This is a genomic window from Paraburkholderia sp. J8-2 (assembly GCF_905220195.1).
GTDB lineage: Bacteria > Pseudomonadota > Gammaproteobacteria > Burkholderiales > Burkholderiaceae > Paraburkholderia.
Genome location: NZ_CAJMZA010000050.1, coordinates 1 through 25,946 on the forward strand (window position 1 = coordinate 1; position 25,946 = coordinate 25,946).

Annotated in this window: 36 protein-coding genes and 1 pseudogene; 34 read left to right on the forward strand and 3 right to left on the reverse strand. The window is 61.5% G+C overall.

Going from position 1 to position 25,946, the window contains the following annotated elements; all coding sequences use genetic code 11:
• Positions 1-598 (reverse strand): annotated as a pseudogene (locus U5A52_RS41155) (hypothetical protein); the annotation flags it as partial.
• Positions 595-873: a hypothetical protein gene (locus U5A52_RS41160; RefSeq protein ID WP_321939995.1), complete on the reverse strand. Its 279-nt coding sequence runs from the start codon at positions 871-873 to the stop codon at positions 595-597. The pseudogene U5A52_RS41155 and the gene U5A52_RS41160, both read right to left, overlap by 4 nt.
• Positions 874-1,128: 255 nt before the next feature.
• On the opposite strand from U5A52_RS41160, the gene U5A52_RS41165 reads away from it, so the two are divergent.
• The 3 genes from U5A52_RS41165 (at position 1,129) to U5A52_RS41175 (ending at position 3,122) form a co-directional block, all read left to right on the forward strand.
• On the forward strand, positions 1,129-1,914 hold the full coding sequence (locus U5A52_RS41165; RefSeq protein ID WP_321939996.1) for a hypothetical protein: 786 nt from the start codon (positions 1,129-1,131) through the stop codon (positions 1,912-1,914).
• A complete protein-coding gene (locus U5A52_RS41170) occupies positions 1,907-2,347 on the forward strand; it encodes a hypothetical protein (RefSeq protein ID WP_321939997.1) in 441 nt (146 codons plus the stop codon). The genes U5A52_RS41165 and U5A52_RS41170 overlap by 8 nt, the downstream gene beginning before the upstream one ends.
• 313 nt (positions 2,348-2,660) lie before the next feature.
• Positions 2,661-3,122 carry a DUF1064 domain-containing protein gene (locus U5A52_RS41175; protein ID WP_321939999.1) on the forward strand — a complete coding sequence of 154 codons (462 nt, stop codon included), beginning with the start codon at positions 2,661-2,663 and terminating at the stop codon, positions 3,120-3,122.
• A gap of 67 nt (positions 3,123-3,189) precedes the next feature.
• On the opposite strand, the gene U5A52_RS41180 is transcribed toward U5A52_RS41175, so the two are convergent.
• The gene (locus tag U5A52_RS41180; RefSeq protein WP_321940000.1) at positions 3,190-3,399 is read right to left on the reverse strand and encodes a hypothetical protein; all 210 of its coding nucleotides are present in this window, start codon (positions 3,397-3,399) and stop codon (positions 3,190-3,192) included.
• A 467-nt stretch (positions 3,400-3,866) separates the two neighbouring features.
• On the opposite strand from U5A52_RS41180, the gene U5A52_RS41185 reads away from it, so the two are divergent.
• From U5A52_RS41185 to U5A52_RS41335, 31 genes are all read left to right on the forward strand, one after another.
• On the forward strand, positions 3,867-4,400 hold the full coding sequence (locus tag U5A52_RS41185) for a helix-turn-helix domain-containing protein (RefSeq protein ID WP_321940002.1): 534 nt from the start codon (positions 3,867-3,869) through the stop codon (positions 4,398-4,400).
• Positions 4,401-4,457: 57 nt separating this feature from the next.
• Positions 4,458-4,934 (forward strand): hypothetical protein, encoded by a 477-nt coding sequence (locus tag U5A52_RS41190; RefSeq protein WP_321940004.1) that lies wholly within the window; start codon positions 4,458-4,460, stop codon positions 4,932-4,934.
• Positions 4,931-5,425: a nuclease domain-containing protein gene (locus U5A52_RS41195; RefSeq protein WP_415774135.1), complete on the forward strand. Its 495-nt coding sequence runs from the start codon at positions 4,931-4,933 to the stop codon at positions 5,423-5,425. Before U5A52_RS41190 ends, U5A52_RS41195 begins: the two co-directional genes overlap by 4 nt.
• The gene (locus U5A52_RS41200; RefSeq protein ID WP_321940005.1) at positions 5,422-5,733 is read left to right on the forward strand and encodes a hypothetical protein; all 312 of its coding nucleotides are present in this window, start codon (positions 5,422-5,424) and stop codon (positions 5,731-5,733) included. The genes U5A52_RS41195 and U5A52_RS41200 overlap by 4 nt, the downstream gene beginning before the upstream one ends.
• 5 nt (positions 5,734-5,738) lie before the next feature.
• Entirely contained in the window at positions 5,739-6,026 is a 288-nt protein-coding gene (locus U5A52_RS41205) for a hypothetical protein (protein ID WP_321940006.1), read from the forward strand.
• A gap of 120 nt (positions 6,027-6,146) precedes the next feature.
• A complete protein-coding gene (locus U5A52_RS41210; protein WP_321940008.1) occupies positions 6,147-6,404 on the forward strand; it encodes a hypothetical protein in 258 nt (85 codons plus the stop codon).
• Between the two features lie 112 nt (positions 6,405-6,516).
• Positions 6,517-6,666: a hypothetical protein gene (locus U5A52_RS41215; RefSeq protein WP_321940010.1), complete on the forward strand. Its 150-nt coding sequence runs from the start codon at positions 6,517-6,519 to the stop codon at positions 6,664-6,666.
• Positions 6,663-6,869, forward strand: a complete 207-nt coding sequence (locus U5A52_RS41220) for a hypothetical protein (RefSeq protein WP_321940012.1) — start codon at positions 6,663-6,665, stop codon at positions 6,867-6,869. The genes U5A52_RS41215 and U5A52_RS41220 overlap by 4 nt, the downstream gene beginning before the upstream one ends.
• A 121-nt stretch (positions 6,870-6,990) precedes the next feature.
• Positions 6,991-7,206, forward strand: coding sequence for a hypothetical protein (locus U5A52_RS41225; RefSeq protein WP_321940014.1), 216 nt, complete (start codon positions 6,991-6,993; stop codon positions 7,204-7,206).
• Between the two features lie 44 nt (positions 7,207-7,250).
• Positions 7,251-8,297 carry a hypothetical protein gene (locus U5A52_RS41230; protein ID WP_321940016.1) on the forward strand — a complete coding sequence of 349 codons (1,047 nt, stop codon included), beginning with the start codon at positions 7,251-7,253 and terminating at the stop codon, positions 8,295-8,297.
• Between the two features lie 154 nt (positions 8,298-8,451).
• The gene (locus U5A52_RS41235; protein WP_321940018.1) at positions 8,452-8,826 is read left to right on the forward strand and encodes a hypothetical protein; all 375 of its coding nucleotides are present in this window, start codon (positions 8,452-8,454) and stop codon (positions 8,824-8,826) included.
• Positions 8,823-9,101, forward strand: a complete 279-nt coding sequence (locus U5A52_RS41240) for a hypothetical protein (protein ID WP_321940020.1) — start codon at positions 8,823-8,825, stop codon at positions 9,099-9,101. Before U5A52_RS41235 ends, U5A52_RS41240 begins: the two co-directional genes overlap by 4 nt.
• A 161-nt stretch (positions 9,102-9,262) precedes the next feature.
• Positions 9,263-9,847 carry a hypothetical protein gene (locus U5A52_RS41245; protein WP_321940022.1) on the forward strand — a complete coding sequence of 195 codons (585 nt, stop codon included), beginning with the start codon at positions 9,263-9,265 and terminating at the stop codon, positions 9,845-9,847.
• A gap of 65 nt (positions 9,848-9,912) precedes the next feature.
• On the forward strand, positions 9,913-10,308 hold the full coding sequence (locus U5A52_RS41250; protein ID WP_321940024.1) for an HNH endonuclease signature motif containing protein: 396 nt from the start codon (positions 9,913-9,915) through the stop codon (positions 10,306-10,308).
• A gap of 290 nt (positions 10,309-10,598) precedes the next feature.
• Positions 10,599-11,159: a hypothetical protein gene (locus tag U5A52_RS41255; protein ID WP_321940026.1), complete on the forward strand. Its 561-nt coding sequence runs from the start codon at positions 10,599-10,601 to the stop codon at positions 11,157-11,159.
• Between the two features lie 8 nt (positions 11,160-11,167).
• Positions 11,168-12,880 carry a terminase large subunit gene (locus U5A52_RS41260; protein ID WP_321940090.1) on the forward strand — a complete coding sequence of 571 codons (1,713 nt, stop codon included), beginning with the start codon at positions 11,168-11,170 and terminating at the stop codon, positions 12,878-12,880.
• Between the two features lie 15 nt (positions 12,881-12,895).
• Positions 12,896-14,212: a phage portal protein gene (locus U5A52_RS41265; protein WP_321940028.1), complete on the forward strand. Its 1,317-nt coding sequence runs from the start codon at positions 12,896-12,898 to the stop codon at positions 14,210-14,212.
• Positions 14,190-15,053: a head maturation protease, ClpP-related gene (locus U5A52_RS41270; RefSeq protein ID WP_321940029.1), complete on the forward strand. Its 864-nt coding sequence runs from the start codon at positions 14,190-14,192 to the stop codon at positions 15,051-15,053. Before U5A52_RS41265 ends, U5A52_RS41270 begins: the two co-directional genes overlap by 23 nt.
• Positions 15,054-15,055: 2 nt before the next feature.
• Positions 15,056-16,345 (forward strand): phage major capsid protein, encoded by a 1,290-nt coding sequence (locus tag U5A52_RS41275; RefSeq protein WP_321940031.1) that lies wholly within the window; start codon positions 15,056-15,058, stop codon positions 16,343-16,345.
• 120 nt (positions 16,346-16,465) lie between these two features.
• Positions 16,466-16,657, forward strand: a complete 192-nt coding sequence (locus tag U5A52_RS41280; protein ID WP_321940033.1) for a hypothetical protein — start codon at positions 16,466-16,468, stop codon at positions 16,655-16,657.
• A complete protein-coding gene (locus U5A52_RS41285) occupies positions 16,657-16,998 on the forward strand; it encodes a head-tail connector protein (protein WP_321940035.1) in 342 nt (113 codons plus the stop codon). The genes U5A52_RS41280 and U5A52_RS41285 overlap by 1 nt, the downstream gene beginning before the upstream one ends.
• A complete protein-coding gene (locus tag U5A52_RS41290) occupies positions 16,998-17,354 on the forward strand; it encodes a phage head closure protein (protein ID WP_321940037.1) in 357 nt (118 codons plus the stop codon). The genes U5A52_RS41285 and U5A52_RS41290 overlap by 1 nt, the downstream gene beginning before the upstream one ends.
• Positions 17,347-17,703: a tail completion protein gp17 gene (gp17, locus tag U5A52_RS41295; protein WP_321940039.1), complete on the forward strand. Its 357-nt coding sequence runs from the start codon at positions 17,347-17,349 to the stop codon at positions 17,701-17,703. The genes U5A52_RS41290 and gp17 overlap by 8 nt, the downstream gene beginning before the upstream one ends.
• Positions 17,703-18,194, forward strand: coding sequence for a phage tail tube protein (locus U5A52_RS41300; RefSeq protein WP_321940041.1), 492 nt, complete (start codon positions 17,703-17,705; stop codon positions 18,192-18,194). Before gp17 ends, U5A52_RS41300 begins: the two co-directional genes overlap by 1 nt.
• A gap of 70 nt (positions 18,195-18,264) precedes the next feature.
• Positions 18,265-18,597: a hypothetical protein gene (locus U5A52_RS41305; RefSeq protein WP_321940043.1), complete on the forward strand. Its 333-nt coding sequence runs from the start codon at positions 18,265-18,267 to the stop codon at positions 18,595-18,597.
• Between the two features lie 17 nt (positions 18,598-18,614).
• Positions 18,615-18,971 carry a hypothetical protein gene (locus U5A52_RS41310; RefSeq protein WP_321940045.1) on the forward strand — a complete coding sequence of 119 codons (357 nt, stop codon included), beginning with the start codon at positions 18,615-18,617 and terminating at the stop codon, positions 18,969-18,971.
• Positions 18,971-19,408 (forward strand): HK97-gp10 family putative phage morphogenesis protein, encoded by a 438-nt coding sequence (locus U5A52_RS41315; RefSeq protein ID WP_321940047.1) that lies wholly within the window; start codon positions 18,971-18,973, stop codon positions 19,406-19,408. Before U5A52_RS41310 ends, U5A52_RS41315 begins: the two co-directional genes overlap by 1 nt.
• Complete coding sequence (locus U5A52_RS41320; RefSeq protein WP_321940048.1) at positions 19,401-22,238, forward strand: phage tail tape measure protein; 2,838 nt, start codon at positions 19,401-19,403, stop codon at positions 22,236-22,238. Before U5A52_RS41315 ends, U5A52_RS41320 begins: the two co-directional genes overlap by 8 nt.
• A complete protein-coding gene (locus U5A52_RS41325; protein ID WP_321940050.1) occupies positions 22,239-22,589 on the forward strand; it encodes a phage tail protein in 351 nt (116 codons plus the stop codon).
• A complete protein-coding gene (locus U5A52_RS41330; protein ID WP_321940052.1) occupies positions 22,586-24,913 on the forward strand; it encodes a tail fiber domain-containing protein in 2,328 nt (775 codons plus the stop codon). Before U5A52_RS41325 ends, U5A52_RS41330 begins: the two co-directional genes overlap by 4 nt.
• The gene (locus tag U5A52_RS41335; protein WP_321940054.1) at positions 24,910-25,938 is read left to right on the forward strand and encodes a hypothetical protein; all 1,029 of its coding nucleotides are present in this window, start codon (positions 24,910-24,912) and stop codon (positions 25,936-25,938) included. Before U5A52_RS41330 ends, U5A52_RS41335 begins: the two co-directional genes overlap by 4 nt.
• The last annotated feature ends 8 nt before the right edge of the window (positions 25,939-25,946 follow it).

Here is a 25,946-nt window from a genome sequence, read left to right on the forward strand (position 1 = left end):
TGACGTTGGCGGGCGTAACGCCATAACCGGACAGCACGCGCGCAACCGGGTCCGTTGCGGCTTCGTCGCGGCGCGCTTGTGCCGCGTCAACCTTCCCGCGCTGGCGCTCGACTTCGGTGCGCTCAACGTCAAGCGCGGACAGCTTGGCGCGCTCGGTCGCAACACTGGCGCGCAGCGCCTTGCACTCGGAGCCCTTGCACTTGATGGCGAACAGGCGCGCAATTCGGGACTCACTGGCGGCGCGCTCGCGGGCAATCGCGGTCAGTCCGCGGCCCGACTCGACCGGCACCGCGATAGCGGAAGCGCGCTCAGCTCCGGCGTGTTCGGATGCCAGGCTAAAAAAGGTCATATGGCCGTACATCGCGCACGCCATGCAAGCGAGCCACAGGGCAAAGCCGCCCGTGCGGAACGCCTTCGACCGGCCGCCCGACAGCGCCGGGATCAGGTGCGCGCCCACGGTCAGGACCACGCCAAGCGATACCCACAAAGGGCGCTCGATGCCGGTGCCGCGCTCCATGCCTGCAACCACGGACACGCCGACAGCGGTAGCCGTAGCGACCACGGCAACGGAACCGGCGATGATTCGGCGGGCGTTCATGCGGCCCCCCGCGCTGTCTCTTCGTTGGCGGCGCGGCGCATCGAATCGCGCGCATTGCGAAGAATCGGAAGCGTCGCGCTCGTGGACGTTGCGACCTTGAACGCGCCAAAGGCCAGCGCCTTCCAGTTGCGGGCGGTTTCGAAATCTCCGTCTACCACGTAGCGCGGCACATTCCAGCAAAGCGCCTCAATTTCGGAGCGAAGTGCGGAAACCTCTTCCGCGCTCGCGGTGTCCTGCTTGGCAGGGGCCTTTTCGGCTTTCTTGGTTTTCTTCATGGTCTCGGATTCGTATGGTTGTGTGTGCAAACATCGGGTAGCACATGGTAGCTAACGGTAGCTAGCTGTTGATATTGTCACACGGTAAAGAAGGGTCAGCAAGCCCTTTTTGTGGATCAACAACACAATGCGCGGTTCGTGGTGGTGTATTTTGGGTCGGCACTCTAGGGGGCTTGCGCCTTTTTGTGTGACGGATAATAATGTCACACAGAAAGGCAGCACCACCACGAACCACACGGAGATAACAAGGGTTTTATGGCAATCACACGGGCTCCGAGACCAAACAATAATTTCTACATTCTCGACAAGGCGATTAGCGAGGATTCGCGTTTGTCGTGGGCGTCACGCGGGCTACTGGTCTACCTGCTAGGCAAGCCGGATTACTGGCAGGTATCGGTTGCGGCGCTCATCGCGGACACGCAGGGCGCGCGGATCAAGTCGGGCCGGGATGCAGTGCGCGCGATGGTGTCTGAGTTGATCGACGTTGGCTATGTTCGGCGCACGCCACGGCGCGGCGATGATGGCCGGATGGAAGGGTATGACTACACCGTTTCGGAGGAATGCGCCGCACCGGAGACGGGTAATCCGGCGCTGGCACCGGAGACGGGTAATCCGGCGACGGTAAATCCCCTACAAGTAAGTATTGATAAGAAGCAAGGACTGTCTACCTCTATACCCGGGGGCGCGAAGAAAAAGCAGACGGGCAACGCGAAGGGCGCAAAGACCGCGCTTCCGGAGGGCTTCGCGATCAGTGAGCGTGTGCGGGAGTGGGCGAACGAGGGCGGCCATAAGAACCTCGAAAAGCACTTTGCCGCGTTCGTGCTGACGTGCAAGGCGAAGGGCTACAAATACGCGGATTGGGATTCGGCCTTTATGGTGGCAGTCCGCAACGATTGGGCGAAGCTCGAAGGGCGCGGGTCACTGGCGGGGCAGGGCGGGCAGGGTGCGCGGCGCAACGGGCGCAGCAACGACCGGAGCGGCGCGCTTCAAGCGATTTACGGCAAGTCGGAAAGCGGACAGGGGGATTTCATCGATGTTTGAGACTGCGCAGCAAGACGCGGCACAGCGTCTTTTCGGAGCCTTTCACGGCATGTACGGGAATCAGGCGCTGGACAAGTTTCGATCCGGCGAAAACGACCGGGACGGAAACGACACGGGGATGATTCGAACCCTGTCCCTGTGGCGTGCCGCGCTCGCGAACGTTTCGCCCGCCGTCATGAGCCGTGCGATTGCCAAGTGCGCGGAAAAGCACATGACGTTCGCGCCATCCTTGCCTGAATTCCTCGATATCGTCAAAAGCCTGACCCCGCGTCAGTGGGAGCGCAACGACTACTTAGCGCCGCGCTTGCCGCGCTCCGCGGAGTCGTGGGCGGCTTCGGCTCAGTTGGCGCGCGGGACGCTGGCCGATTGCCTTGCGGCGGCTAAGCGCGCCCCGCGTCGCCTTGGGTCCGAATCATCCGGGGGAGCAGCTTGAGCCAATGCCGCGATTGCGCAAAGGCCATTCCGTGCAAGACTAGCCCCAGCATGCAAAAGCTGGGGTTCCGGAACTGCACGTATAAGGCGGATTGGCAATTTGTCCACGGCTCGATGGCGTGCAACCTGAACCCGCCGCGTCACGAGCCTAAGCGCGGTTCCTGACTGCTTAGACTTCGCCCTCATGTAACGGGGGGCGAATGGGCGCAATCAGGTATGCGGAAGGAACTACCGATTTCGGGACCGCTCGCGTAAGCGATTGCGGGCACAACCGAATCGCGGCCCCGTCGCGAGACTTTGACCGGGGCGAGGGCATGGCGGACGCGCCGCCACGGCGCGGAGACGCCACAGCGCCCGAAGGCGGCGCACATGCGCAAGCGCCCGCATATGGCCCGTTCATGGGTAAGAAGGCGGGCGCTTCATCAAAGCCGAAAACGCCGAAATATCGAAATCGAAAATGCCAGGCGGACGGGAAGCACTTCGACAGCGAGAAGGAACGTACGCGCTATTTCGAACTAATGGCGCGGTTGCGCCGTGGCGAGATTGCCGACCTCCGGTTACAGGTCCGCTATGTCTTGATCGATAGGGGCTTGCGGGATGACGGCACCACGGAGCGCGCATCGCATTACGTGGCGGATTTCGTCTACTTCGACAAGCAGCGCAAGCGCCTGACGGTGGAGGACGTAAAGAGCGAAATCACTAAGAAAAATCCGACCTACGTGCTAAAGCGCAAGCTGATGCTTAGCCGCTACGGAATCAGCGTGACCGAGATATGAAATGAAAAAGCCCGCTTAGAGCGATCTAGCGGGCTTTTTACATTGGCGCAGTTGTTAGTCAACTGCGTCACTTTGTCTTACGAGGGGTTTTCGCGTCATCAATGGACTTTCTTAGCCACGCCGCGCCTAAGGTGCCAAGTTTTTCCCATTGCGCGGCAGTTAGCCGGATTGAGCCGTGAATCAGTCTTTCCTCTTCGGGGATGGGCGGGCGTCCGATGCGCACCGCTGGCTTTTCTTGCTCTGTGGTTTTTGTGGTTCGAATAGTGCGAGCGTTCATTTGTTAACTCTCCCCTTTGTGTGGGCCAAATAGTAAGCGTGGATTTGCTTAATTGTCAATATTTCGTCGTCGTTTATGTGTGACAAATAACCCGTTCCTCTAGTCGGGTATCGGTAACTTTAACTACATGGAGACTTAAGATTACGAAAGGTAATGAGGTGTCACGAAAATATAAGGGCGGGACGATAACCCGCTCTTATGCGGGGAACGGTCAGGCTCAGATCGTTGCGCAAGACGGCAAGGGACGCTGGCACTTGTGCGATGACGAAGGACACGCAGAGCGATACATCGATTATTGCGAAACCTTACCGGACCCAAAGCCACGCGATGCGCGCGGGAAATCGCGCACGCAGCTTTACAAGTTGGAAAGACGGCGATGGCAAGCTAGTCAAGGATGGAAAAGCAGCATAACGGCCAAAGTCAATACATAGTAGTCCGAAAAACACACGACCACACGAGACGAAACGATGAAGAACCTGCAAGCAGCAAAGACCATCCGCAACCGTTCAAACGGTGAGAACAGCAAGTATGGCGCGGCGGGCATGCACGAAACGCGCCTCAAGGTGCTGCGCGTTCTGGAAGGGGGCGGGGAGATGGACACGACCACGCTAGCAACGCGGGCGGACATTACGCGCCGCGCAGCGTCGGCGCATATTCAGCGCCTTTTGAAGCTGGGGATTTTGTGTGAGCGCAACGAACTGCGCCACGGTCGCGGCCCGCGCTATCAGCGCTTTGTCTGGCGCTCGGAAGTCCCGCTCCCGGCTACTGTCGAAAACAAGCTCGATTCGACGCGCTGGCCGTGCGCTAAGTCGGAAGTGCAGGACGCATTTCGCGCAATGATCGCGGTCAGCACGCAGCGCGCGCCGGTCCCGTATGCCAATGCGGTCACGTTCGCGGGCTTGGAGCCTGTCGGGCGGCGGTATGGTGATGCGGATAATGACAACTTCCGCTTTGGTGAGGCCGCAAACGACAGCGAAACCGCAACCACGCAGCACAACTAAAACATAGCATTTCCCGGGGAAAACTAAGCATTTTCCCCGGGGGATCGGGGGGACGAAATGCCGACAATCGAAATCGCTGTATCGAGTCACGCCACGCAATCCGAACTGGACGCGCTCAACGCCGTACTAGCCCGCCCGTTTGAGCGTGTGCCGCTCGCGGCGCGCTGCACTCTCTTTGCGCTGTGGCAGGAGGGCCATCCTGTCGAATGGCGTCACGTGCTCAACGATGCCGGGAAGTGGCAGCGCGGCACGCCAGCATGGGATGCGGGCTTTGTCTACCGCGCAGCAATGCGCCCGGTTGTGACAACGCTCCCGTCAATCGATTGGTCGGCAGTCTCGCCCGCGTGGACGTGGCTCGCGCAAGACCCGGATGGGAAGCTGTCTCTTTTCTCCGATATGCCGCACATCAAGGACGGCGGCGAGATTTGGTCGCGGACGGGTGACGCGCGATGGATGGCGGCGGACTGCTTTGCGAGCGCGCGCCCCGGTAAAGGTGACTGGAAGCTGATGACGGTTACCCGCCCGATGCAATGAAGCGTAGCGGGTTCAAGCGCAAGGAAATCGAGCGGACCCGGCCGCCGTTGATCGCGGCCCCTGCCGGATTGGCGCGGCGGGTCACGATGCAAATGCGGCCGGCCGTCAATGATGCTGATTACGCGCCGGAATACGAGCCGCCAATCGAGCGCAAGCCCGATGCGACGAACGCGCGATATCTAGCGGCATGCAGGGGCGAACAATGCTACTTGCGCGTGTCTGGAATCTGTCAGGCGCGCGGGTGGGGAAGCGAAACGGTTGTGCCGTGTCACTCGAATCAGCCACGGCACGGAAAGGGGATGGGGATCAAGGCGGCGGACGTGTTCACGGTGCCGGGTTGCTGGGCGTGTCATGCGTGGTTGGATCAGAACCACACGAAAACGCCCAGGGCAGCGAAGCACGCTACATGGGATCGCGCTTACTCGGCATGGGAGCCGGTCAGGCGCGAAAAACTAGGGATCATGGAAATTCCGGAGGGGATAACGGTATGAGCGCTGTAAGCCTGCTGGTTGACGTGGTGATGAAAGAGGGCGACGGGGAACGGGCCTCACTCTTCGGGACGCTGGCTTATTCGGTCAAGCGGTGCCGGAAAAAGGGCGGCGGATGGCGGGATGACCTTGTGAGCGTACAGGCGTATATCCCGCGCGACTATCGAGCGGACATTGTGGCGAACGATAAGCGCTGGGATCAGTGCGGCGCGCTGCTGACGACTTCGGCGCAAGTCGGTAAGAACCCCACATTGCAAGCCTTCATCGATAGCGGCCGCTACCGCATGCCGCTGTGGGAGAAAGCCGCGTGAGGCTCATGGTAGAGGTGCCGCTAGACGTGCCCGCCGCGAACGTGGAGCCGCTACGGCTCGAAACCACGGTAACGGCGGTTTATCGCACTGGCGCGGGCGGGAAGTGGTCGGATGACTTCGTTGGCGTCATCGCCTACATTCCGCCGCACTCGCGCCGCTGCATTAGCCCGCTGCTGTATAGCGCTTGGATCGGCAAGGATTACATGCGGTGCCTGGCGCGCGTCAAGGATAACAAGCGGTCATTGCGCCCGTTCATGGCAAGCAATGATGCGCGGATGGAGCTAGAGGCATGATGGATTTTTTTCTGTTCGTGCTGTGCGCGGTGGTGGTGTTCGCTTGATGGCGGGCGCTGAGTCAAAACATATCAAAACCCCGGGAAAACATAGCATTTTCCCGGGGCACAGGGGCGGGGTATGACGATCAAAACGCGCGTGTGCGCAAAAATGGATTCGTTTCCGGTGGAGTCGCTGGCGCACGCGGTGGTAACGCACAGCAGGCAAGACGGCGTAACGCTGATTCAGTTTCCGGATTTGCTGATGATCGGGGAAGTGACGGCGGACGCGGACGGCGCGCAATGGATCGAGTTCGACAAGCCCGACGAATGGACCGATGCTCGCGTGCTTGAGGACTGGCTAGAGACGCGGGAGATTGAATACACGGTCGCCATGTAAGACCGGCCCGCCTTCGTGCGGGCTTGTCTTTAGTGTGTGACAAAAAGTGCTTGCGGCCGTGATTTGTGTGTGACAGAATCACTCCATCAAAACACGAAACGGAGCGCACGATATGAACGCAGCAATCTCGGCACGGATTTTGGCGCTGGTTGCCGGTGGAATGGACGTGATGACGGCTCTCAAGACGGTCTGCGGCGCTGACAAGGTTGACGCGATGATTTCCGACCTTTACGACACGCTCCGCGCCAAGGCCGCAGCATGAGCGGTGCGAGCAAGGCGGCCAAGCCGCCAAAGGCCCGCAAGGCGGTTCATGTGCATGAGGGCGTAAAAATCGTTGAATGGGAAAACGCCCGCAAGGGTCAGCAGTTTGAGGTTATCGACCCTCACGGCTATCACTACCGATACGCCTACACGCTGGAGGACGCGCAAGACGTTGTGCGGCGCGTGATGAAGTGGGGATGGTAGCCACGCGGCCCGCCACTGAGCGGGCTTTTTCGTTTAAGTGTGACAAAAAGTGCTTGCCGCTGAGTTAGTATCGGTGTGACAATAAGTGCATCGAAACGAAGCACTCAACGGAGACACGACTATGAAGGCGATACAAGCGAAGTTCGAAGCCCAGCTCGCACGCGAAGGCATCGCGGCCGAAATCACGTTTTACGCGGCCGATGGTTTCTCGCTGCTGGTTGAGGACTCGGAGCAGTATCAAGCGGCTAAGGCGCTGCTGGCGAAGGTCCACGGCATCACGTTTGACAGTGAGGACTTCGATCCGGAAATCGGCTCTATCGCCTACTACAAGTTTTGAGCGCTGGGGGCTTCGGCCCCCGATAACCACAGCAGGGGACCACAATGAGCAATGCAATCGACACGGCGCGCGCCGATATCGCGGCAGCGGTCGCGGCCTTGGTCGGAAACGACACATTCAAACGCTACATCGAAACGGAGCTAGCTGGCGATTTCGCGGAGGTGGTGGCCCGCATCGTCAAGGCCGCGGCGACTCGCGCGCCCACGGCGGCGCATGGCCTTGATGCAGATACGCGTCTGAAAACGAATGACGCGCTGTGCAGCTTCGCGGGGCGGTGGTCCGTTGATGGCGACTATCTCCGCTGCGTGAAGTGCAGGCGGCCGCACATTGCCAGTAAGGCCGATATGGACTTCGACCACGCGGCAGGGTGCAAGCTGGCCTCTACGTCTGAGGTTCGACCGTGGCGCGCGCTGCTGGCGATTCTGGCTCCGCTCTATGCCGCTCCCGCCGCAACGGACAAGCCCGCTCAGGGCGTGCGCCTGATGCTGACGGACGATCAGCGCGCGGCTATTGAGTGGGCGGCAGGGCGGGCGCAAGTTGCGGCGCTCGGAAAGCCTGTCGATGGGATCGAGGGGCAGCGCTGGCGCGTCTTGAGCGATCTATCCCGCACCGCGGCGGCGCAGCCCGACGAGCGCGCGGCGGTCGAATGGCCCGCGCTCCCGGCGTTCCCGTCGCCAACTATCAAGCACGCCAACGGAAGCGGCTATTTCACAGAGCATCAAATGCAGGGCTATGCGAACGCATACGGTGCGGCTGTCCGCGCTTCCGCGTCGCAAGCCACGGCAGCGCAGCCCAGCGAGCGCATTGACGAAAACGCGGCATTCGAAGCGCGGTTCCCGATGCCTGCGCAATGTCAGCGAGCCGGTGAGGGCTACGCGGCAACGGGCTATAACGCATGGGACGCGCACGGACAAATTGAGCGCTGGGTAGGGTGGCGGGCTCGCGCGGAGCTGGGCGCGGCTCCGCTGCAATTGACGGGCTTGCAGGTGTCGGCGCTGCGTGTGGCGGCGGAAACGTTGATCGAGCGCTATGCGGCACCGTTGCGCGCGCTGCTGGCCAATGCTGAGCATGCGGAGGGCGAGCGAGCATGAGTAAGGCTGTGATGGCATCGGCATATGTGGCGCTTGCCTTGTCGCACGCGGCCTCTATCGCGGTGGCGTATTTCAACTATCGCGCGGCTCGGGCGAATTTCGACAGGTGGCAACGGGCGGCGGAACGGTTGGCGGGCATCAAGGGGGACGGACAATGAGCGGAGACGCGCCAATCAAGAGCAACGGACACGAGTTCGTCACGGGGGCGGCGCTGGGCTTCGGCCCCGCGTCGATTCTCCATCGCGCGCACAGTTGTCGGCGTTGTGGCGTGATGCTCCGCCGCGATGGCCAGAACGGACCTTGTGCCGGTCCCGTCAAGGTTGAGACGCGCGAAGCCGACAAGCCGTCGGGCTATGACGCGGTTTATGACGCGCTCACGGAGCGGGCTAAGGCGTTCGTTAGTCGTGAGGCGGTGCTAGAAGTCATTATGGCAATGGGAAGGGTCCAAGAGCAGCACGAGCAGCGCAGGCAGCGATTCGCGCGTGCGGGGACCGTGGAGCTAGTCAACACGCAGGAGGGCGGGCAGTGAGCGCAAAACGAGCGGCGGCGGCATTGGTGGAGTTCGATTCGGACACGCGGGCGGAAGTGGAGGCGCTTGCGGGGCTCGAATGGGATCAGAGCGAGTCGGCACGGTTGGCGGTCATTCTCGACGCGTCGGCAACGTGGACGCTTAGCCTAGCGGCAGCGGCGGCGGGCGTTGATGAGGCGGCGGTGCTCGTGGCGCTCGCACGCGATCACCTGGGCTACAGGACGCAAATGCAGGCGGCGGCGGCAGTGCGCCGCGCGCTAGAAGGCGCTCGATAGTGGGCGGTTCCTAATGCCGTAGTATCCGCCTGTCTCGCTTTCTATGCGGTGACGATCCTTGTTTCAGTGTGACGGGTAAGAGGCGACCTAACGCACGATGTACTAGCCCGCTCGGTTCGCGCCGTAGCGGGCTTTTTTCCACAACCTGAGGGGAATAATCTATGTGGACGGCAATCAAGGGCGCGGCGGCGCGCATCGGCAAGTGGTTCACCACGGCGGAAAACGCCATTGAAGTCAAAGTTGTCGTTGACGCGTCGGCGGTCATCGGTGCGATTCAGGAACGTCTGGACGCCATCAAGGCGGGTATCGCGAGCGCAACCGCAGCGGCCGCCGCGCCGGTCGTTGCCGCTGTCGCTGAGGCCATCCCCGCTGCGCCGGTCGCGGTTGTGTACGCAACCATCGCGGAAGCGGCGGCGGCCATCGCAAACGGCGCACGCGTGGCGCGCGAAAAGATCGCGGCGGCCATTCTGGCGGCGAGTCCGAACATGACAACCGATGCAGCGGCGGCGGCCGCTTACAGCATGGTCTATTCGACGGCGGCAAGCATCGGCGCATCGCTCAAGGTCGGCTTGGCGGGCGCTATCACGAATGGCGTCACGGATGCGCAGATCGAAGCGGCGGCCGCTGCTGGCCTTGCTGCATCGCTGGCCAGTATCGGCGGCGACTTCGAATCGGCCCCCGACGCAAGCGCCGATGCGGATGCGACCGGCGAGCAAGCCGCACAACCGGCCGCCGCCACGCAGTAAGGCCAGCGCATCGCCCACGGTTCACGAGCCCGCCATAGCGCGGGCTTTTTCATTTGGATTCGACAATGGCACGACTCACAACCATCAAGCCACGATTGGCCACGGCACCACAGCGCGCACAGATCATTCAGCCGGGATCGTGGCGCGCAGGCAAGACGACAGCAGCACAGCGCGGCTATGGTGCAGACTGGCAGCGCCTGAGGCTCGCGCATCTAGCCGCCAATCCGCATTGCGTCATGTGCTTGCGTGACCTTGGAATGACTGGACTGAAGCCCGCTGAAGTCGTGCTCGAATGCGCGCGCCGTGGCATCGCTGAGCCGCTAGGCAACATCGGGGACCACATCACGCCGCACCGTGGCAATGATGCGCTGAGGCTCGACCCAACGAACGTGCAGACTTTGTGCAAGCCGCATCACGACGGCGAGAAGGCCGCCGACGAGCGCGCGTCGGGGTTTCGGTGACACAGAAAAGGTCAATGAAATCAATGAGATGCGCGGCGCGCGCGTCGGCCGGTGGCGCGGCGGCCGCCCGCATGCGCGTCGGCGGTGGGGGGTATCGAAAGTTTGTGATTAAAAAATAGGCAAGACCGACCGTTCCCGCACGCGGACAAAAAAAACCACTTTGGAAAGTTGTTAAAGCCCCGAAAGCCTTACGCAGCAAGGCGCAAAGCCCCGCCCGTTAACGCTCTGCGGGCTTATCGCGGTTCCTGTCTGTTTAACATTTAACACAGCGATGTTTAACAGGGGCCGCAATGGCATTCAGTAACACTAAAAAGATGTTCGCGGACGCCAAGATGCGGGGCGCGACGAACAAAGAGGCGGCCGTTGCGGCGGGGCTGTCCGAAAAGACCGCGGCGCAGTCGGGCTCGCGGCTCGCGAAAGATAAAGACGTGCTGGCGTACATCGAGCGCGTGTCCGGTCGCGCTCCAGGTGAAAATCTGGCCCCTGCCGCGCCCCGCTCGGTAACTGTCGGGCCGGTGGGCGATCAGGTGACTGTCACGCTTGAGCCGCAACCGAACGGCGGCGCTCTGAAGCGCTCGCACAAGGATGAAGCGCCGTTCGTGCCTAAGGACCGGCCAACGGACGGCGGCACGCCTGACGTGTTGGCGCTGCTGCAAGATATAGCGTTCGGCTACGTCGAAGCCACAAACGAGCAAATTAAGGCCGCGTCGGCCGCGCTTCCGTATATGTACGCGAAGAAAGGCGAGACGGGCAAGAAAGACGCGGAGAAAGACGAAGCAAACAAGGCTGTATCGAAGTTCGGCGGACTGCCGCCGCCGCCCACGGCGCTTAAAGTCGTGGGGCAACGCTGATGAGCAAGCTGTATTGGTCTACGGCGTGCCCCGATTGGGGTGTGCGCCTCCGTCAAGGCAAATCGATCATCCCGCCGCCGATCTTTCCGGAGACGGCGGCGCACGCCGTGCGGATTTTCAAGGAACTCAAGATCGTTGACGCGCCGAACTCGCCCACTTTTGGCGAAGCGAGCGCGCAATGGGTTTTCGATCTCGTGGCGTGCATTTTCGGTGCCTATGACGTGGAGACGGGGCGGCGCTTGATTACCGAATTCTTCGTATTGATTCCTAAAAAGAATTCAAAATCGACGCTTGCGGCCGGGATCATGATGACGGCCATGATTCTGAATTGGCGGGAAAGCGCGGAGTATTCGATTATCGCGCCGACAGTGGAAGTCGCGGGTAATAGCTTTTTGCCGTCGCGCGATATGGTGCAGAAAGAGAGTGAGCTAGTCCCCATATTCCACGTTCAGCAGCACATTAAAACGATCACGCATCGCGTATCGGGCGCGACGCTGAAAGTCATTGCCGCCGCAGCGGAAACGGTGTCGGGGAAAAAGTCGGTTGGCACGCTGATTGACGAACTCTGGCTTTTCGGGAAGAGCCCGCACGCAGAGGACATGCTACGGGAGGCCGTAGGCGGCCTTGCATCGCGTCCGGAAGGCTTCGTCATCTACCTGACCACGCAGAGCAACGAGCCGCCCGCTGGCGTGTTCGCCAAGAAGCTGAAATACGCGCGCGATGTTCGCGACGGGCTGATTGATGACCCGCAATTTTGCCCGATTATTTTTGAGCATCCGGAGGATATGGTTAAGCGGAAAGAGCATTTGCTGGCCGAAAATCTGGCGATGGTTAATCCGAATCTTGGCTATTCGGTTGATGAGCCTTTTTTGCTCCGCGAATTCAGAAAAACAAAAATGGAGGGCGAAGAATCATTCCGCGGATTTCTCGCAAAACATGCGAACGTCGAAATTGGATTAAACCTTCGTTCTGATAGGTGGGCGGGCGCGGACTTTTGGGAAGCGGCGGCGGTATATCCCGGCCTCAAGCTCGAAACGCTTCTCTCAATGTGCGAAGTGGTTGACGTTGGCATTGACGGCGGCGGCCTTGATGACCTTTTGGGGCTCGCGGTTGTCGGGCGCGTCAAGGGAACCCGCAACTGGATCGTATGGGTTCACGCGTGGGCGCATCCGTCCGTGTTCGAACGCAGGCAGGACATTGCATCACGTTTAAACGACTTCGCAGAGCAAGGCGACTTGACGATAGTGGAGCGGATCGGGGATGACGTGGAGGCGGTGGCAAACATCGTCAAATCGATCTATGACGCGGGGCTGTTGGATATGGTCGGCGCTGACCCGGCCGGGATAGGCGCGATTCTGGACGCGCTGGAAGAGAAGGGGATTCCTAAGGAAAAGATCGTCGGCGTGTCTCAGGGGTGGAAGCTCGCGGGGTCGATCAAGACGACTGAGCGGCGCATTGCGGCAGTGTCGGGGAAGCGCCTCGATGACGGCCAATTGCCGGATGGCACGCTCACGCACGGCGGGCAACCTCTTCTAGCGTGGTGCGTCGGGAATGCGCGCGTTGTGCCGGTGGGGAATGCGATCAACGTGACGAAGCAGGCTTCGGGCTCCGCCAAGATTGATGCCCTAATGGCGGTCTTTGACGCCGTATCCTTGATGGCGTTGAATCCGGAAGCGCCTAAAAAGTCGGTGTATGAAACACGGGGGCTCCGCTTCGCATAACCACAAGGGGAATGAATGGGCTTTTTATCACGGTTCTGGCGTGACGTGAGCGCGGAGGCCGCGCGCTTCGATCCTACGTTTAAACGGGATGACGTAGTGCCATTGGCGGCCGCCGATGGCGTGCCCGGTGCGCAAACGTTCGATTCGATGGACGATCCGCGCTTCCTCGAATACGTGCGAACGGGCGAGATGACGGGCATGAACGTTGACGGCGTTGGCTTTCGCTCGCTCCGCAATATGGCCACGCTCCGATGCCTCACGCTCATCAGTCAGACCATCGGCATGCTTCCCGTGAACCTGATGACGTGCGACACGGCGCGCACCATTCAGGAAAAGAACCCGGCGCACCGTCTGATGCGCTACAAGCCGAACGCGTGGCAAACGCCGTCCGAATTCAAGTCGCTCATGCAGTTGCGGTGCATGATGGACGGGCAGTCTTTCGCGCGCATCATTCGATCTATGGGCCGCCCCATCGCGCTCGTACCGCTCCCGCGTGGCTACGTTGCGCCGCGCTTCAATTGGGCGACGCTGCAAATTGAGTATGTGGCGACGAACCCTCAGGCGGGAACGGAGGTGCTTGGGCCGCAAGATATTTTTCACCTCCGCGATATCTCGATTGATGGCGTCAACGGCATTTCCCGCATTCAGCTTTCGCGCGAAGTGCTCGACCTCGCGCGCCACGCGGAGCGCGCGGCCTCGAAAACGTTCGAAACGGGCGTAATGGCCGGTGGGGCTATCGAGGTGCAAGGCGAACTCAGCGACGAAGCCTATGCGCGGATGAAAACCTCGATCCGTGAGAACTATTCGGGCTCCGAAAATGCCGGGGATTGGATGATCGTTGAGGGCGGCGGTAAGGCCAATCAATTCCAGACAACCGCGCAGTCGGCGCAGCAGATCGAAACCCGCAACCATCAAATCGAAGAGGTTGCGCGTATGTGGGGCGTGCCGCGCCCGCTTCTCATGATGTCGGATACATCGTGGGGCGCAGGTATCGAGCAGCTTGCGATTTTCTTCATTCAATACGGGCTCTCGCACTGGTTCAATTCGTGGGAGGAGGCTTCTGCGCGCTCGATGCTCACGGAGGCGCAATTAGGCGTCTACAAATACAAGTTCGATGAAACCGAACTGCTGCGCGGCACGTTGGCGGATCAGGCCGCATTCTTCTCTAAGGCGATGGGCGCGGGCGGGTCGGCTCCGTGGATGACTCAGAACGAAGTGCGTGAGCGTCTAGACTTGTCGCAATCCGATGACCCGCAAGCCGATTTGTTGCGCAATCCAATGACTATGAAAACCCAAGGGGTGAAAACTAATGAGCCTGCTGAAGCTTCCTGAAATCCACGCTGACGCCTCGCTTTCGTGCGGGGCGACGGACGCCCGTCCGGACGCGTTGCAACGCTGGAACCCCAGCGCGGCCGCCGTGCAGGCAGCGGCGGCCGATGGTAGCGCCTCGATTTCGATCTATGACGCGATTGGCGATACGTATGACGGGCAGGGCTGGACCGCAGCTCGTGTTAGCGCGATTTTGCGCAACGTCGCGGCGGGCTCTGATGTTGTGGTCAACCTGAATTCCCCGGGCGGTGACTTTTTCGAGGGCGTGGCCATTTACAACGTGCTTCGCCAGTACGCCGGAAAGGTCACGGTCAACGTCATGGGGCTTGCGGCTTCGGCCGCCTCCGTGGTCGCAATGGCGGGCGATGAAATCCTCATGGGTGAGGGCGCATTCCTGATGATTCACAACGCTTGGGCTGTCGCAGCGGGCAACCGTAACGACTTCCTCAAGGCGGCCGCCACGCTCGCGCCCTTTGATGAAGCGATGGCGAGCCTGTACGCCGCGCGCTCGGGCATGAAGCCCGAAGAGGCGGCGGCGCTCATGGACGCGGAAACGTGGATCGGAGCCCGTGCGGCGGTCGATAAGGGGCTCGCATCGGGCATGCTCCCGGCTTCGACTCCGGCCCCCGCATCGTCGGCGCAGCGCAAGGCTAAAGCGATGGTTGAGGCTTCGCTTGCTCGCGCGGGGCATGGGCCGCAAGCCCGCGCGCAAATGCTGGCATGCCTGGCTGAAGTGGAGCCCTCCGAAGTGCGGATCGTGATGGATCAAAATGCGCATGCGCTAGCGCCGGATACGGCAATCGCGGCATCGCTCGCAAACCTTCTCAAAACTATTCAGGGGTGACTATGCACCGAAAGACCATGATTCTCACGCACGTTGCGGCCGCTTTGCTCGCTTCGCAATCGGCTTCGGCTTCGGTTGCGCCGCGTGGCATCTTTGCCGTGCGCGCCGACGCGACCAACATCAACGCTGCAATCGACGGGCTGAACCGCGCATTTGCCTCGTTCAAGGAAACGAATGACAAGCAGCTTGCCGAACTGCGCGCGGGTATCGCATCGGCGGACACGCAAGCGAAGCTGGGCCAGATCGAAACCGACCTCGGCGCATTCCAGGCGGAAATCGACCGCCACAATACCGTGCTCGCGGCGATGCAGATGGGCGGCGCGCAGGGCGGCGCGCAGTTGGCGGATAAGGAATACTCCGCCTCGTTCAACTCGCATTTCCGTCGCGGTGAGGTGCAAGCATCGCTCAATACCGGCGCGGATGCCGATGGCGGCTACCTCACGCCCATCGAGTGGGATCGTACGATCACGAACAAGCTCGTGCTCGTGTCGGCAATGCGCCAAATCTGCCGCGTGCAACCCACGGGCAAGAAGGGATTTTCGAAGCTGTTCAACATGCGCGGCACGGCTTCGGGCTGGGTGGGCGAAGAGGACGAACGCCCGGAGACGAACGGCCCCGCGTTCAAGACGCTGGCATTCGGCAACGGCGAAATCTACGCGAACCCGGCCGCCACGCAAGGCATGCTCGATGACGGCCTCATTGACGTTGAGGCGTGGCTCGCTGATGAAGTACAAACCGAATTCGCGCGCCAAGAAGGTTCGGCCTTCCTGTCGGGCGACGGCACGAAAAAGCCGTTCGGCCTCCTCACCTACATCGAAGGCAACGCGAACGCGAACGCGCATCCGCTCGGCGCTATCGAGGTGGTGTCGTCGGGCGACGCGAACACGATCACGAGCGACGCCGTTTTCGATCTCATCTACGCCCTGCCGGAAGTGTTCACGGGTAACGCGCGCTTTGCGCTCAACCGCAACACGCTCGGCATGGTCCGTAAGCTGAAAGACAACATGGGTAATTACCTGTGGCAACCGTCGCTCATCGCGGGCGAACCGTCCATGCTCGGCGGCTACGCGGTGACGCAGCTTCCGGACATGCCGACCGCAGCGGCGGGCACCACGCCGATTCTGTTCGGTGACTTCCAGCAGACGTACACGATTCTGGATCGTGTCGGCGTGCGCGTGCTGCGTGACCCGTACACGAACAAGCCGTATGTCAGCTTCTACACGACGAAGCGCGTCGGCGGCGCTGTCGTGAACCCGGAAACGATGAAGGCAATGAAGGTGGGCGCGGCCTAATCGAGCGGGGCCTAAACTGCGGTTCGTGACTGTGTAGGATAGGCCCTGTTTTCTCGGGGGATGGTGTTGGGGGAATGCCTCTCGGGGTGTTCCCCATTTTTTTTATCTAAGGGGGTGGCGGTGGCGAAATTCATCAAGAAATGGCGCGGTGCATGCAAGGGCGAAATCCACGCTACGGAGTACGAGCCGGGCAACGAATGCCCGCCCGAACTCGAATCCGCCGCCGCTGAAATGGGCGCAATCGAGGGCTCCGAAGCGCCGGTCAAGAAGGCGGCCGCCGTGGCCACGGCAGCGACCAAGGCGGCGAAGTAATGGCGCTTGTGCCCCTGTCGCTGGCTCTCAGCTTCGTCCGTCAAGATGCGGGCGCGGATGATGACGTAGCGCAAGCGGTGCTAGAGGGCGCGGAGGCTGAGGCGGTCGCATTCCTCAATCGGCAGGTGTATGAGGATCAAGACACGCTCGCGGCCGCCATTGCTGACGGGACAGCCGCGGATACGGCGATGATCGTCAACGGCGCAATCAAGGCCGCGATTCTCAAAACGTTCGCGGAAATGTATAGCAATCGCACGGATTCGGCACCGCAGAAAACCGTTGTGCTTCCGTTTTCGTCGCGCACGCTGCTGCGTCCGTTCCGCATCACGCCGGGGCTCTGATGGCTGACCTGAAGCTTAATCGGCGTGTCCGCATCGAACGCCCGTCCACGGCCAAGGATGAACTAGATCAGCCTACAGGCGGCTTCGAAGCGGTGGCCACTGTGTGGGCCTCGCTCAAGCTCGCGAGCGGCTTGCAAGCGATTCTGGCAAGCGAGCAAGACGGGACAGTTAAGGCGTCGATCCGCACGCGGTATCGGACGGACGCGCAGAACGGTTGGCGCATCGTGCTCCTCAAGTTCGTTGACGGTCAGGCGGTTGACGAAGAGGTGTTCTCCGTTGACGCGGATATGCCGGATTACGAAGGGCGCGAATTCACTGACTTTGTTTGCACTCGCGAACGGGGAACGAATGGTTAGCGCGGAAACGATCACCCTGGCGGCATTGCGGGCAACGGGATGCGCCGAAATACACGACTCGGTAGCGCCGCCCACGGCGGCTAAGCCCTATGTTGTGTACCAGTGCATCGGCGGGCAGGACGTGACCGATTTGGACGGCTCTGACTCGATGCAGAACGCCCGCATGCAGGTCGCGGTATGGGCGGATACGCGGATGAGTGCGCGTCGGCTGATTCGCGCGTGTCGGCTCGCGATGAAGGCGCAGGGATGCGCGGCAATCGGGGCGGCAACGGCGGCATATGAGGCCGAAACCCGGCTCTACGGGTTCCGGCAAGACTTTTCACTGTGGTTCACTGAAACGGAGGACTAATGTCCAGCACAGCAATTTCGGCGCAGGGTTCGCGCTTTTTCATCAACTCGGCGGACAGCGGCGCGCAAGCTACGTGGACGCCGGTTCGCAATCTGAAGTCGTTTTCGGGCTTCGACGGCACGGCCTCCGAACTCGACGTGACGGACTTGGATTCGGTCGCGAAAGAAAAGATGCTCGGGCTCGTGGATAACGGCTCGTTCTCGCTCGACGTGAACCGCAATCTCAAAGACCCGGGTCAAGCCGCGCTCAAGGCCGCGCAAGTCTCTTCGACGCTCGAGCAATTCAAGCTCCGCTATCCGGACGGCTCGACGGAGACGTTTTCGGCCTACGTCAAGTCGTTTCCGATCAGCGGCGGTGTCGATGCGGTGATGACTTCGACCGTCGCGCTCACCATCTCGGGCGCTGTCGTATCGGCGGAAACCGATGACGCGGTGACTTCGCTGAGCGACGAAGAGGCGGCCGCCGAAGCCGCAGCGGGCGGCGCGCAGTAATGCCGATGGCGGGCCAGTCTCAGCGGCCGGCCCGCCGCATAACAACACAGCATAGAGGGGAAAACGGATGTTGACTCGTGAAAAGATTCTGGCCGCGCGCGACCGCGCATCGGAACAGGTGGACGTGCCGGAATGGGGCGGCCCGGTGCGCGTGTCAGTGATGAGCGGCGCGCAGCGCGAAAAGCTCATGAAATCGCTGAAAACGGAGCACACGCCCAACGAATTCGCGGCTCATATGGTTGCTGCAACGGTGGTCGATGAGGCGGGCGTGCCGATCTTTACCGATGATGACTTGGGCGTTATTGCGAACAAGTCTGAGGAGGTGCTTGCGCGCATCGTCGGCGTGGCAATGCGTTTAAACGGCTTCGGCGCTTCCGCTGTGGAGGAGGCCGCAAAAAACTGAAGCGCCGCCCGGAAACCTTGTTTTGGTTCCGGCTCGCGCGTGAACTCGGTATGTCGGTGGCGCGTTGCCAGCAGGAGGTAAGCAGCGCGGAATTCGTGGAGTGGATGGCCTATTCTGGCCTTGAACTCTTCGGCCCCGAAGCCGATGACTTGCGCGCGGGCACTCTGGCGGCGGCAATCTACAACGTCAACCGCAATTCGAAGAGGCGCCCTAAGCCGTTCGGCGTTATCGACGTTTTCCCGTGGTTTGGCCTGGCGAGCAGACCGGACACGGCAAAGGGTGATGCGCCCCTGTTGCTACCTGACCCGGTTGAGCAAACGGCGCTGATGAAAGCGGCGCTATTCGGAAAGCGCAGGCGCAAGGGGAAGCCCTGATGTCAAAGCCGGTCATTTCGATCCAGAACCCGGATGGGTTCTCGGATTTCCTAAAGCGGATGGGCGATGCGTTTGGGGAGTCGGCGTTACGCAAGGCAGGGGCGGCCGCCGCCTCTGTCGTGCTGAAAGAGGCCCAGTATCGAGCCCCTATCGGCCCCATGAATCACCATCAGGGCTCAAAACAATATCCGGTTGGCTTCGGCGCTGAAGCGCTCCTCGTGGCCTATATCCCCGAAAAATCCGTTGCCGCTCGAATGGCGACATACCGCGTTACGTGGTCGGCTGAGGCTTATTACCTCCGGTTTTATGAGTACGGCACGAGCAGGATGGCCGCGCGCCCGTTTTTCAGGCCCGCCATCGAAGTCACGAAGCAGGCGCAGATAGACGCCATTCGTACGCAGATCAATCAATCGCTCACGGAGGCGGGAATTGTCTAATCAGCAGCAGACCCAATATGATTTGACCGTCAACGCGGACGGCGTTGAATCGGGCCTACAGCGCGCAAAAAAGGCGTTTTCCGACTATCAGGGGCGTGTTGCAGACACGGCCGCGTCCGTCAAATCCGCGCTCGACCAAAGCGCGGCCGTCACTGAGGATTCGTCGGCTCGACAGCAGCGCGCCGTCAAATCGTTCATTGAAAGTCTCGCGCGTCAGGCGGATTCCGCGGGCAAGTCACGCTCCGAATTGCTGTCCCTCCGTGCGGCGCAGCTTGGCGTTGCCGATTCGGCGCAAAAGTACATTGACCAAATCAAGGCCACTGAAACGGCAACGAACGGCATGGCCTCCGCCACGCACGGCGGCGCGGGTGCGATGCGGGAAATGATGGTCATGGCTCACGAAGCCGCCACGGGCAACTTTAAGCGCCTCGGCGGCTCCGCAATGGTGCTCACGAATCAGATGCAGCTCTGGAAGCTGCTGGCGACCCCTGCCGGGGCGGCCCTGTCGCTATTGGCGGCGGCGGCTATTACGGTGGGGACCGCTATGGCGATGGGTGCCGCTGAGTCCGCCAAGCTCGATCAAGCGATTCAGATGAGCGGCGACTACGCGGGCACCACGGCGGGCCAGATCAACACGCTGGCCAAGTCGCTCAGCTCGCTCCCGGGTGGTGAGGGCACCGCGCAAGACGTTCTGGCGGGCCTCATTTCGTCGGGCAAGGTCAGTGGAGACGTGCTCGAAGCGGCGGCCAAGGCGGTGATGGATTACGCGAAGGCAACGGGGCAATCGGCGGAGGAGGCGCAAAAGGCGCTGGAACCGATGTTCGATGACCCTCTCGCGGGCTCCGTCAAGCTGAACGAAAGCATGCACCAACTGACGCCAGCGATTTACGACCATATCAAGGCGCTTCAGGAGTCGGGCGACAAGCAAGGCGCGCTCAAGGTCGCAATGGAAGCGGTGGACGATCAGGCGTCAAAGCAAGTCCAGAACGTAGGGACGATGGCGGCGGCATGGCGCGGCTTTGTCTCGGTCATGCACGATGCGTGGTCGGCAATGAAGGATTGGGGCAAGGCCGATACCGATGCGGACTTGCTGACGAAAGCGCAAAAGCGTCTGGACGAAGCGAAAGCCGATTACATGACGCACGGCTCGACAACCTTTCTCGGCACGCTCGGGATTGGCTCCGATGCTGACCGCAAGAAAGCCGTGGAGGATGCGCAAAAGGCTGTAGATGACGCGCAGGCGGCCGTCAGCGCGCACATCAAGGCGGCGCAGGATAAAGCCGCCGCCGATGAGGTGACGGAAAGTCATATCCGCACCGAAACGATGGCCGCGAACGCGCGCACGAACGCGCAAAAGCTGGCCAAGGCCATGCAGGATGCGAATGACGCGTACAACACGCGCGCATCGTCAGGGAAGTACAGCGGCGACCAAATGAAGCAGTTTGCCGCCGAACGTGACGCCACGATTGCGGCCGCGCGCAAGCAGTATTCCTCAGTCGGTGAGAACTCCTCTTCTACGGCACTTGCTGCGGACAACGAACAAATCAAGGGGATCGAAAAAGACCTCGCGGCATCGCTTGAGCGCATCAAGGCGCTGCACGAGTCGGGCAAGCTCGATGCGCAGGCGTACGTTGATGCGGAATACGATGCGCGCAAAAAGGCGCTGCTGGCCGAACTCGCTATCGAGCAGCAAGAGGTAGAGGCCGCGAAGGGCAAAAAGCAAACGGCCGCGCTCGCGAAGTACAAGGGCGAAGTGGCGAACACCTACGCTGCGCTCGAAAATCTGGACAAGAACCACGCGGCGGCATCGCAGGCGATTGATGATAAGCGCGTAGCGGCCGTCAAGGCGTACACGGATGCGCTTGGCGCGCAGCTTCAGACCCAGCAGGAGCAAGCCAATCTGGCGGTTGCCAAGCTGACGATGGGGCCGGACGAAGCGCGCATGTATGACCAAATGCTTTCGATTCAGAAGGACTACAACAAGAAAAGCGCGGAACTCGATAAGGAACTGACCGAAGGGCGTATCGATCAAAAGCAGTACGACCAAGAAAAGGCGGCGCTGACCGACTACTATAACCAAAGCGTCGAAATCGCGGAGGAGGGCAACGCGCGCATCAAGGCCGCCAATGCGGATTGGACGACCGGCGCGACGAAGGCAATCAAGAGCTATTCGGAGGAGGCTTCGAACGTCGCTTCTCAGGTGTCGTCGGCATTCAGTGACGTGTTTCGCGGCATGGAGGATGCGTTTGTCACGTTCTGCAACACGGGAACGCTGCATTTCGGTGACCTTGCTAAATCGGTCATAACCGACATTGAGCGCATGGCCGCCAAGGCGGCTATTTCGGGCCTCTTCAATTGGGCCGCGTCGGCGGTCAGCTCGTACTTTGGCGGTGGGGACAGCGGCGCGAGCGCAGCGGATGGCGCGTCGATTCATCTTGCGGGCGGCGGCTCCGTTGCTGGACCCGGTACGAGCACGAGCGATAGCATCCCGGCAATGCTCAGCGATGGCGAATATGTGCTCAACGCGGCGACGGTCAAGCGCATTGGCGTCGGCACCCTCGATGCGCTGAACTCTGGCGCGCACGTTCACGCGGCGGCGCATTACGCGACCGGGGGCGCTGTCGGATCGGCGGCCGCGGCTTCGTCGGGCTCCTCATCCGTCACGAATAGCGTGAGCGTCACGGTCGATGGCGGAGGCGCGGGCGGGCTCGATAAGAGTGACGCGCAATGGCTCAAAACTCAGGTACAGGCGCTAGTAGACTCCCGAATTGCCGCAAAGATGAAGGGCCAAGGCGGCTACGCGTGGCAGTTGAAAAACGGAGCCGTATAAGTGGATACATTCGATTGGGTTCCTACCGTCGCCAACTTCAGCGGCACAACGTCAACCGTTGTGCGCTCCGCCAAGTTTGGCGACGGATACGAGCAGCGGGCGGCCGATGGACTGAATAACGTAAGCACGCAATACGCGCTTCAGTTTATCGGCGGTGAAGCCAAGATCAAGGCGATTCTCGCGTTTCTGAAAGCGGCCGGTGGTGCTACCTCGTTCCTGTGGACGCCCCCGCTTGAGGATGCGCCCTTGGTGTTCTATTCAGAGACGTGGACGCCTCCGACGAAAGACGGCGACACGTGGACGATGACCGCAACATTCCAGCAGACTTTCGATTTACAGGACGACGAATGAGCGCACTACAGCAAATAGATTTGGGCGTTGAGCCTACGGGGGTAGGGGGCGACACGTTCCGGGGCGTAGGCAAGAAGCTTCAAAGCAATATCGGCGTTCTCTCGACTCAGGCGGCGCTGACCTCCGCTGTAGCGGTGACGGACCCGGGCTCAGCGCTCACGGTTGCCGATCACGTGGGCCGCCGCGTCAATATCGCGCTCACGGCTTCGGGCGCGGTCAAGCTTCCCGCTTCCACGGACGCGGGAGCCGATGCCGTCATTCTGTTGCGCAATACGGGGACTGTTGCGGCCTATTTGGCGGCCGCTGACGGCTCCGGGGACTCTGTTGGGCTCGTGGTATTAAATCCGGGTGACGGGGCGCTTGTGGACGCGGATGGCGCGGTTGGCTGGGGTGTCCTGCTGCGCTCGGTATCGGACACGGCGGCGGTTATCGATTCGCCCACGTTGACGGGCGTTCCCACGGTGCCCACGGCGGCACTCGGAACCGATACGGGGCAAGCGGCTTCGACGGCATTCGTCCAGGCGGCAATCGCGGCCGTGATTGATGGCGCTCCGGGTGCGCTCAACACGCTGAAAGAGCTAGCCGACGCGCTGGGCGACAACGCGAACTATGCGGCGACGGTAACGAACGCGCTGACGCTCAAGGCCGATACCTCGTATGTCGATACGAGCATCAGCGCGGCCACGGAGGCGGCAAACGATCGGATTTATTCGGGCGACACGGCGGTAACGGCGGCCGCCAATGACCGAATGGATTCCGGCGACACGGCGACGCTCGCGGCGGCGAAGCAGTACACGAACACGACCACGGCTCAGACATTGGCGGCCGCGCAGCAGTACACGGATGAGCAGGTTGTAGCGGCCATCGAAGGCGTTACGGGCGCAGGCTTCTCCGACGATGCGCCGCCGATGGACGGGCAAGCCACGCCCGGGGCGGCTAACTCGTGGGCGCGTGGCGATCATGTGCACCCTACCGATACCACGCGCGCGCCGATTGATAGCCCGCAATTCGCGGGCGTTCCCCGGGTCCCCACGGCGGCGGCCGCAACGAACACCGATCAGGCCGCGAGCACGGCATTCGTTCAGCAGGCAATCGCGGGCGTTGTCGGCGGCGCACCTACCGCGCTCGATACGCTTAAGGAACTCGCTGACGCGCTGGGGGACAACGCGGACTATGCGGCCGCGATCACGAACCAGATGGCGACGAAGGCCAGCGCCTCCGACCTGTCCGCGCTACAGTCGGAAGTGACGGCGCTCGAATCGTCGGCGGTGCAAAAGAACGCAGCGGGGCGCGTCTTGCTCGGCGGCGCTACCGATAACGGCAATTCACAGCTTCAGGTGCTTGGCGAAATCAGCCAGGTCAACGGCTCGCACGTGCTCTATGCCTATGGCTCGTATCAGGGCTACCGCTCGCGCTCTGCGTCGGGCACTTCGGCGGCCCCCACGGCTACCACCTCTGGTACGGCCATTGGTGGCTTGAGCCTGTCGGGATACAACGGCGGAGCCTACGCGGAAACGGCCTCATTTACCGCATGGGCGGAGGAGGGCTTTACGGCCTCCGCGATGGGGACCGGTTGGCGGCTCTACACGACCCCGATAGGCGGCACCGCGCAGCAGGAGCGGATTCGCGTTGGGGCCAGTGGTCGCGTGATGCTCGGCACCGCGATTGGTGCCGATGATGGCGCGTCTACGTTGCAAGTCGGCGGCTCCGCGCTGTTCTCTGGCACCGTGGCGCACCGCGCCCCCGTGTTTCTCGATTCGTCAGTGAATACGGCGCTCCCCACTGACCCAGCGTCGATCTATTCGTATTCCTGTTCGATGTATAGCGGCGGTGGCGGCAACGGCTTTTTCGGAAACAACACCGTGCGCGGCACGGCGGGGAATACGGCGATCTTTCAAGGCGGTGCCTCGTATCTACAGCAGGGCGGCGGATCGTTCATGTTCTACGCGGCGGCATCGGTTGCGGCCGGTGCCGTGCAATCGTTCGTGAATACGGCTTCGCTCGACGCGTCCGGTAACTTTTCCACAGGTGCGAACGTCACGGGCTATTCAGACGAACGGCTCAAAAAGAATTGGCGCACGCTCGACGCGGAATTTATCGAGCGGCTTGCGGCGGTCAAGTGTGGCGTGTATGACCGCACGGATATCGAGCTAACGCAGGTTGGGGTCAGCGCTCAATCGCTCCGCCGCGTGATGCCCGATGCTGTGCTGACCGGCCGGGATGGAATGCTGAGCGTGGCATACGGAAACGCAGCGTTGACGGCTGTCGTGATGCTCGCGCGCCGCTTGCTCGAACTGGAAAGCCGCTTCGGGGTGCGCCAATGACGCTACCCGCAACCGGCTCGCTTTCGTTCTCTCAGGTCAACACGGAGCTACAGAAGGCCAGCAACGCCACAATCAGCCTGAACGATTCGGCCGTGCGCAACATGGCCGGGAAAACGAGCGGGGCAATCAGCTTTGCCGACCTCCGGGGCAAGGCCGGGACAGTCAATCTCAGCTATGCCATTTCCGCCAACGCGGCCAATGTGACGCTCAACGTCGCGAGTATCGCGGGCTATGGGGCGGGTCGCTCGAATATCACGATCACTATCAATAGTGGCGTGTATGTGTATTCGACCTCAACCGGCAGCGCTGCATTGTCGATTACGGGGGCTTCGAGCGGCGACAAAATCACGCTCGTTAATAACGGGTACATCCTCGGGTGCGGCGGGCAGGGCGGGTTCTATAACTCGTCTTTCGTTGTGCAATCCCCCGGTTCTGGTGGTCCTGCACTGTCCACGACTTACCCGCTGACAATACAGAATAACGGATACATCGCGGGCGGTGGCGGTGGCGGTGGTTGCGGTAACGCCAACAACGCCGGAGCCGGTGGGGGTGGTGCCGGTGGCGGTGCCGGTGGCGGGAATATGGCCACGGCTTCGGGTGGTGCTGGTGGCGGCCCCGGTGCCACTGGCGGGACCATTGCATACACGCAATATGGTGGTGTCGGGGGCGGCGGCGGTCGTATCTGCCCCGGAACCGGTGGGGCCGCAACCTACTGTGACGGATCTTCACCCGGATACATGACGGGTAACGGCGGGGGCTCAGGTGGTAGCGGCGGGACTTCTTACCTGTTCTCTGGGGTCTATGGCGGTGGCGGTGGCGGTTGGGGTGCCAGTGGTGGCGCCGGGGGGTCTGCCGCCTCGGGGGCCTCTGGCTACTCCGGGGCCGGTGGTTCTGCTTCTGCTGCGGGCGGCAACGGCTCGGGGACTTTGTACCAAGGCGGGGCCGGTGGCGGAAAGGCGGTGGCCGCGAATGGGAATGCGTTGACGTGGACAACCACGGGCGCAATATACGGGGCAATCTCCTAAGGATTACG

Bases quoted from the DNA above. Each gene is read 5' to 3' on its own strand.
- U5A52_RS41160 (WP_321939995.1), bottom strand. From the start codon at position 873: ATGAAGAAAACCAAGAAAGCCGAAAAGGCCCCTGCCAAGCAGGACACC.
- U5A52_RS41165 (WP_321939996.1), top strand. From the start codon at position 1,129: ATGGCAATCACACGGGCTCCGAGACCAAACAATAATTTCTACATTCTC.
- U5A52_RS41170 (WP_321939997.1), top strand. From the start codon at position 1,907: ATGTTTGAGACTGCGCAGCAAGACGCGGCACAGCGTCTTTTCGGAGCC.
- U5A52_RS41175 (WP_321939999.1), top strand. From the start codon at position 2,661: ATGGCGGACGCGCCGCCACGGCGCGGAGACGCCACAGCGCCCGAAGGC.
- U5A52_RS41180 (WP_321940000.1), bottom strand. From the start codon at position 3,399: ATGAACGCTCGCACTATTCGAACCACAAAAACCACAGAGCAAGAAAAG.
- U5A52_RS41185 (WP_321940002.1), top strand. From the start codon at position 3,867: ATGAAGAACCTGCAAGCAGCAAAGACCATCCGCAACCGTTCAAACGGT.
- U5A52_RS41190 (WP_321940004.1), top strand. From the start codon at position 4,458: ATGCCGACAATCGAAATCGCTGTATCGAGTCACGCCACGCAATCCGAA.
- U5A52_RS41195 (WP_415774135.1), top strand. From the start codon at position 4,931: ATGAAGCGTAGCGGGTTCAAGCGCAAGGAAATCGAGCGGACCCGGCCG.
- U5A52_RS41200 (WP_321940005.1), top strand. From the start codon at position 5,422: ATGAGCGCTGTAAGCCTGCTGGTTGACGTGGTGATGAAAGAGGGCGAC.
- U5A52_RS41205 (WP_321940006.1), top strand. From the start codon at position 5,739: ATGGTAGAGGTGCCGCTAGACGTGCCCGCCGCGAACGTGGAGCCGCTA.
- U5A52_RS41210 (WP_321940008.1), top strand. From the start codon at position 6,147: ATGACGATCAAAACGCGCGTGTGCGCAAAAATGGATTCGTTTCCGGTG.
- U5A52_RS41215 (WP_321940010.1), top strand. From the start codon at position 6,517: ATGAACGCAGCAATCTCGGCACGGATTTTGGCGCTGGTTGCCGGTGGA.
- U5A52_RS41220 (WP_321940012.1), top strand. From the start codon at position 6,663: ATGAGCGGTGCGAGCAAGGCGGCCAAGCCGCCAAAGGCCCGCAAGGCG.
- U5A52_RS41225 (WP_321940014.1), top strand. From the start codon at position 6,991: ATGAAGGCGATACAAGCGAAGTTCGAAGCCCAGCTCGCACGCGAAGGC.
- U5A52_RS41230 (WP_321940016.1), top strand. From the start codon at position 7,251: ATGAGCAATGCAATCGACACGGCGCGCGCCGATATCGCGGCAGCGGTC.
- U5A52_RS41235 (WP_321940018.1), top strand. From the start codon at position 8,452: ATGAGCGGAGACGCGCCAATCAAGAGCAACGGACACGAGTTCGTCACG.
- U5A52_RS41245 (WP_321940022.1), top strand. From the start codon at position 9,263: ATGTGGACGGCAATCAAGGGCGCGGCGGCGCGCATCGGCAAGTGGTTC.
- U5A52_RS41250 (WP_321940024.1), top strand. From the start codon at position 9,913: ATGGCACGACTCACAACCATCAAGCCACGATTGGCCACGGCACCACAG.
- U5A52_RS41255 (WP_321940026.1), top strand. From the start codon at position 10,599: ATGGCATTCAGTAACACTAAAAAGATGTTCGCGGACGCCAAGATGCGG.
- U5A52_RS41265 (WP_321940028.1), top strand. From the start codon at position 12,896: ATGGGCTTTTTATCACGGTTCTGGCGTGACGTGAGCGCGGAGGCCGCG.
- U5A52_RS41270 (WP_321940029.1), top strand. From the start codon at position 14,190: ATGAGCCTGCTGAAGCTTCCTGAAATCCACGCTGACGCCTCGCTTTCG.
- U5A52_RS41275 (WP_321940031.1), top strand. From the start codon at position 15,056: ATGCACCGAAAGACCATGATTCTCACGCACGTTGCGGCCGCTTTGCTC.
- U5A52_RS41285 (WP_321940035.1), top strand. From the start codon at position 16,657: ATGGCGCTTGTGCCCCTGTCGCTGGCTCTCAGCTTCGTCCGTCAAGAT.
- U5A52_RS41290 (WP_321940037.1), top strand. From the start codon at position 16,998: ATGGCTGACCTGAAGCTTAATCGGCGTGTCCGCATCGAACGCCCGTCC.
- gp17 (WP_321940039.1), top strand. From the start codon at position 17,347: ATGGTTAGCGCGGAAACGATCACCCTGGCGGCATTGCGGGCAACGGGA.
- U5A52_RS41300 (WP_321940041.1), top strand. From the start codon at position 17,703: ATGTCCAGCACAGCAATTTCGGCGCAGGGTTCGCGCTTTTTCATCAAC.
- U5A52_RS41315 (WP_321940047.1), top strand. From the start codon at position 18,971: ATGTCAAAGCCGGTCATTTCGATCCAGAACCCGGATGGGTTCTCGGAT.
- U5A52_RS41330 (WP_321940052.1), top strand. From the start codon at position 22,586: ATGAGCGCACTACAGCAAATAGATTTGGGCGTTGAGCCTACGGGGGTA.
- U5A52_RS41335 (WP_321940054.1), top strand. From the start codon at position 24,910: ATGACGCTACCCGCAACCGGCTCGCTTTCGTTCTCTCAGGTCAACACG.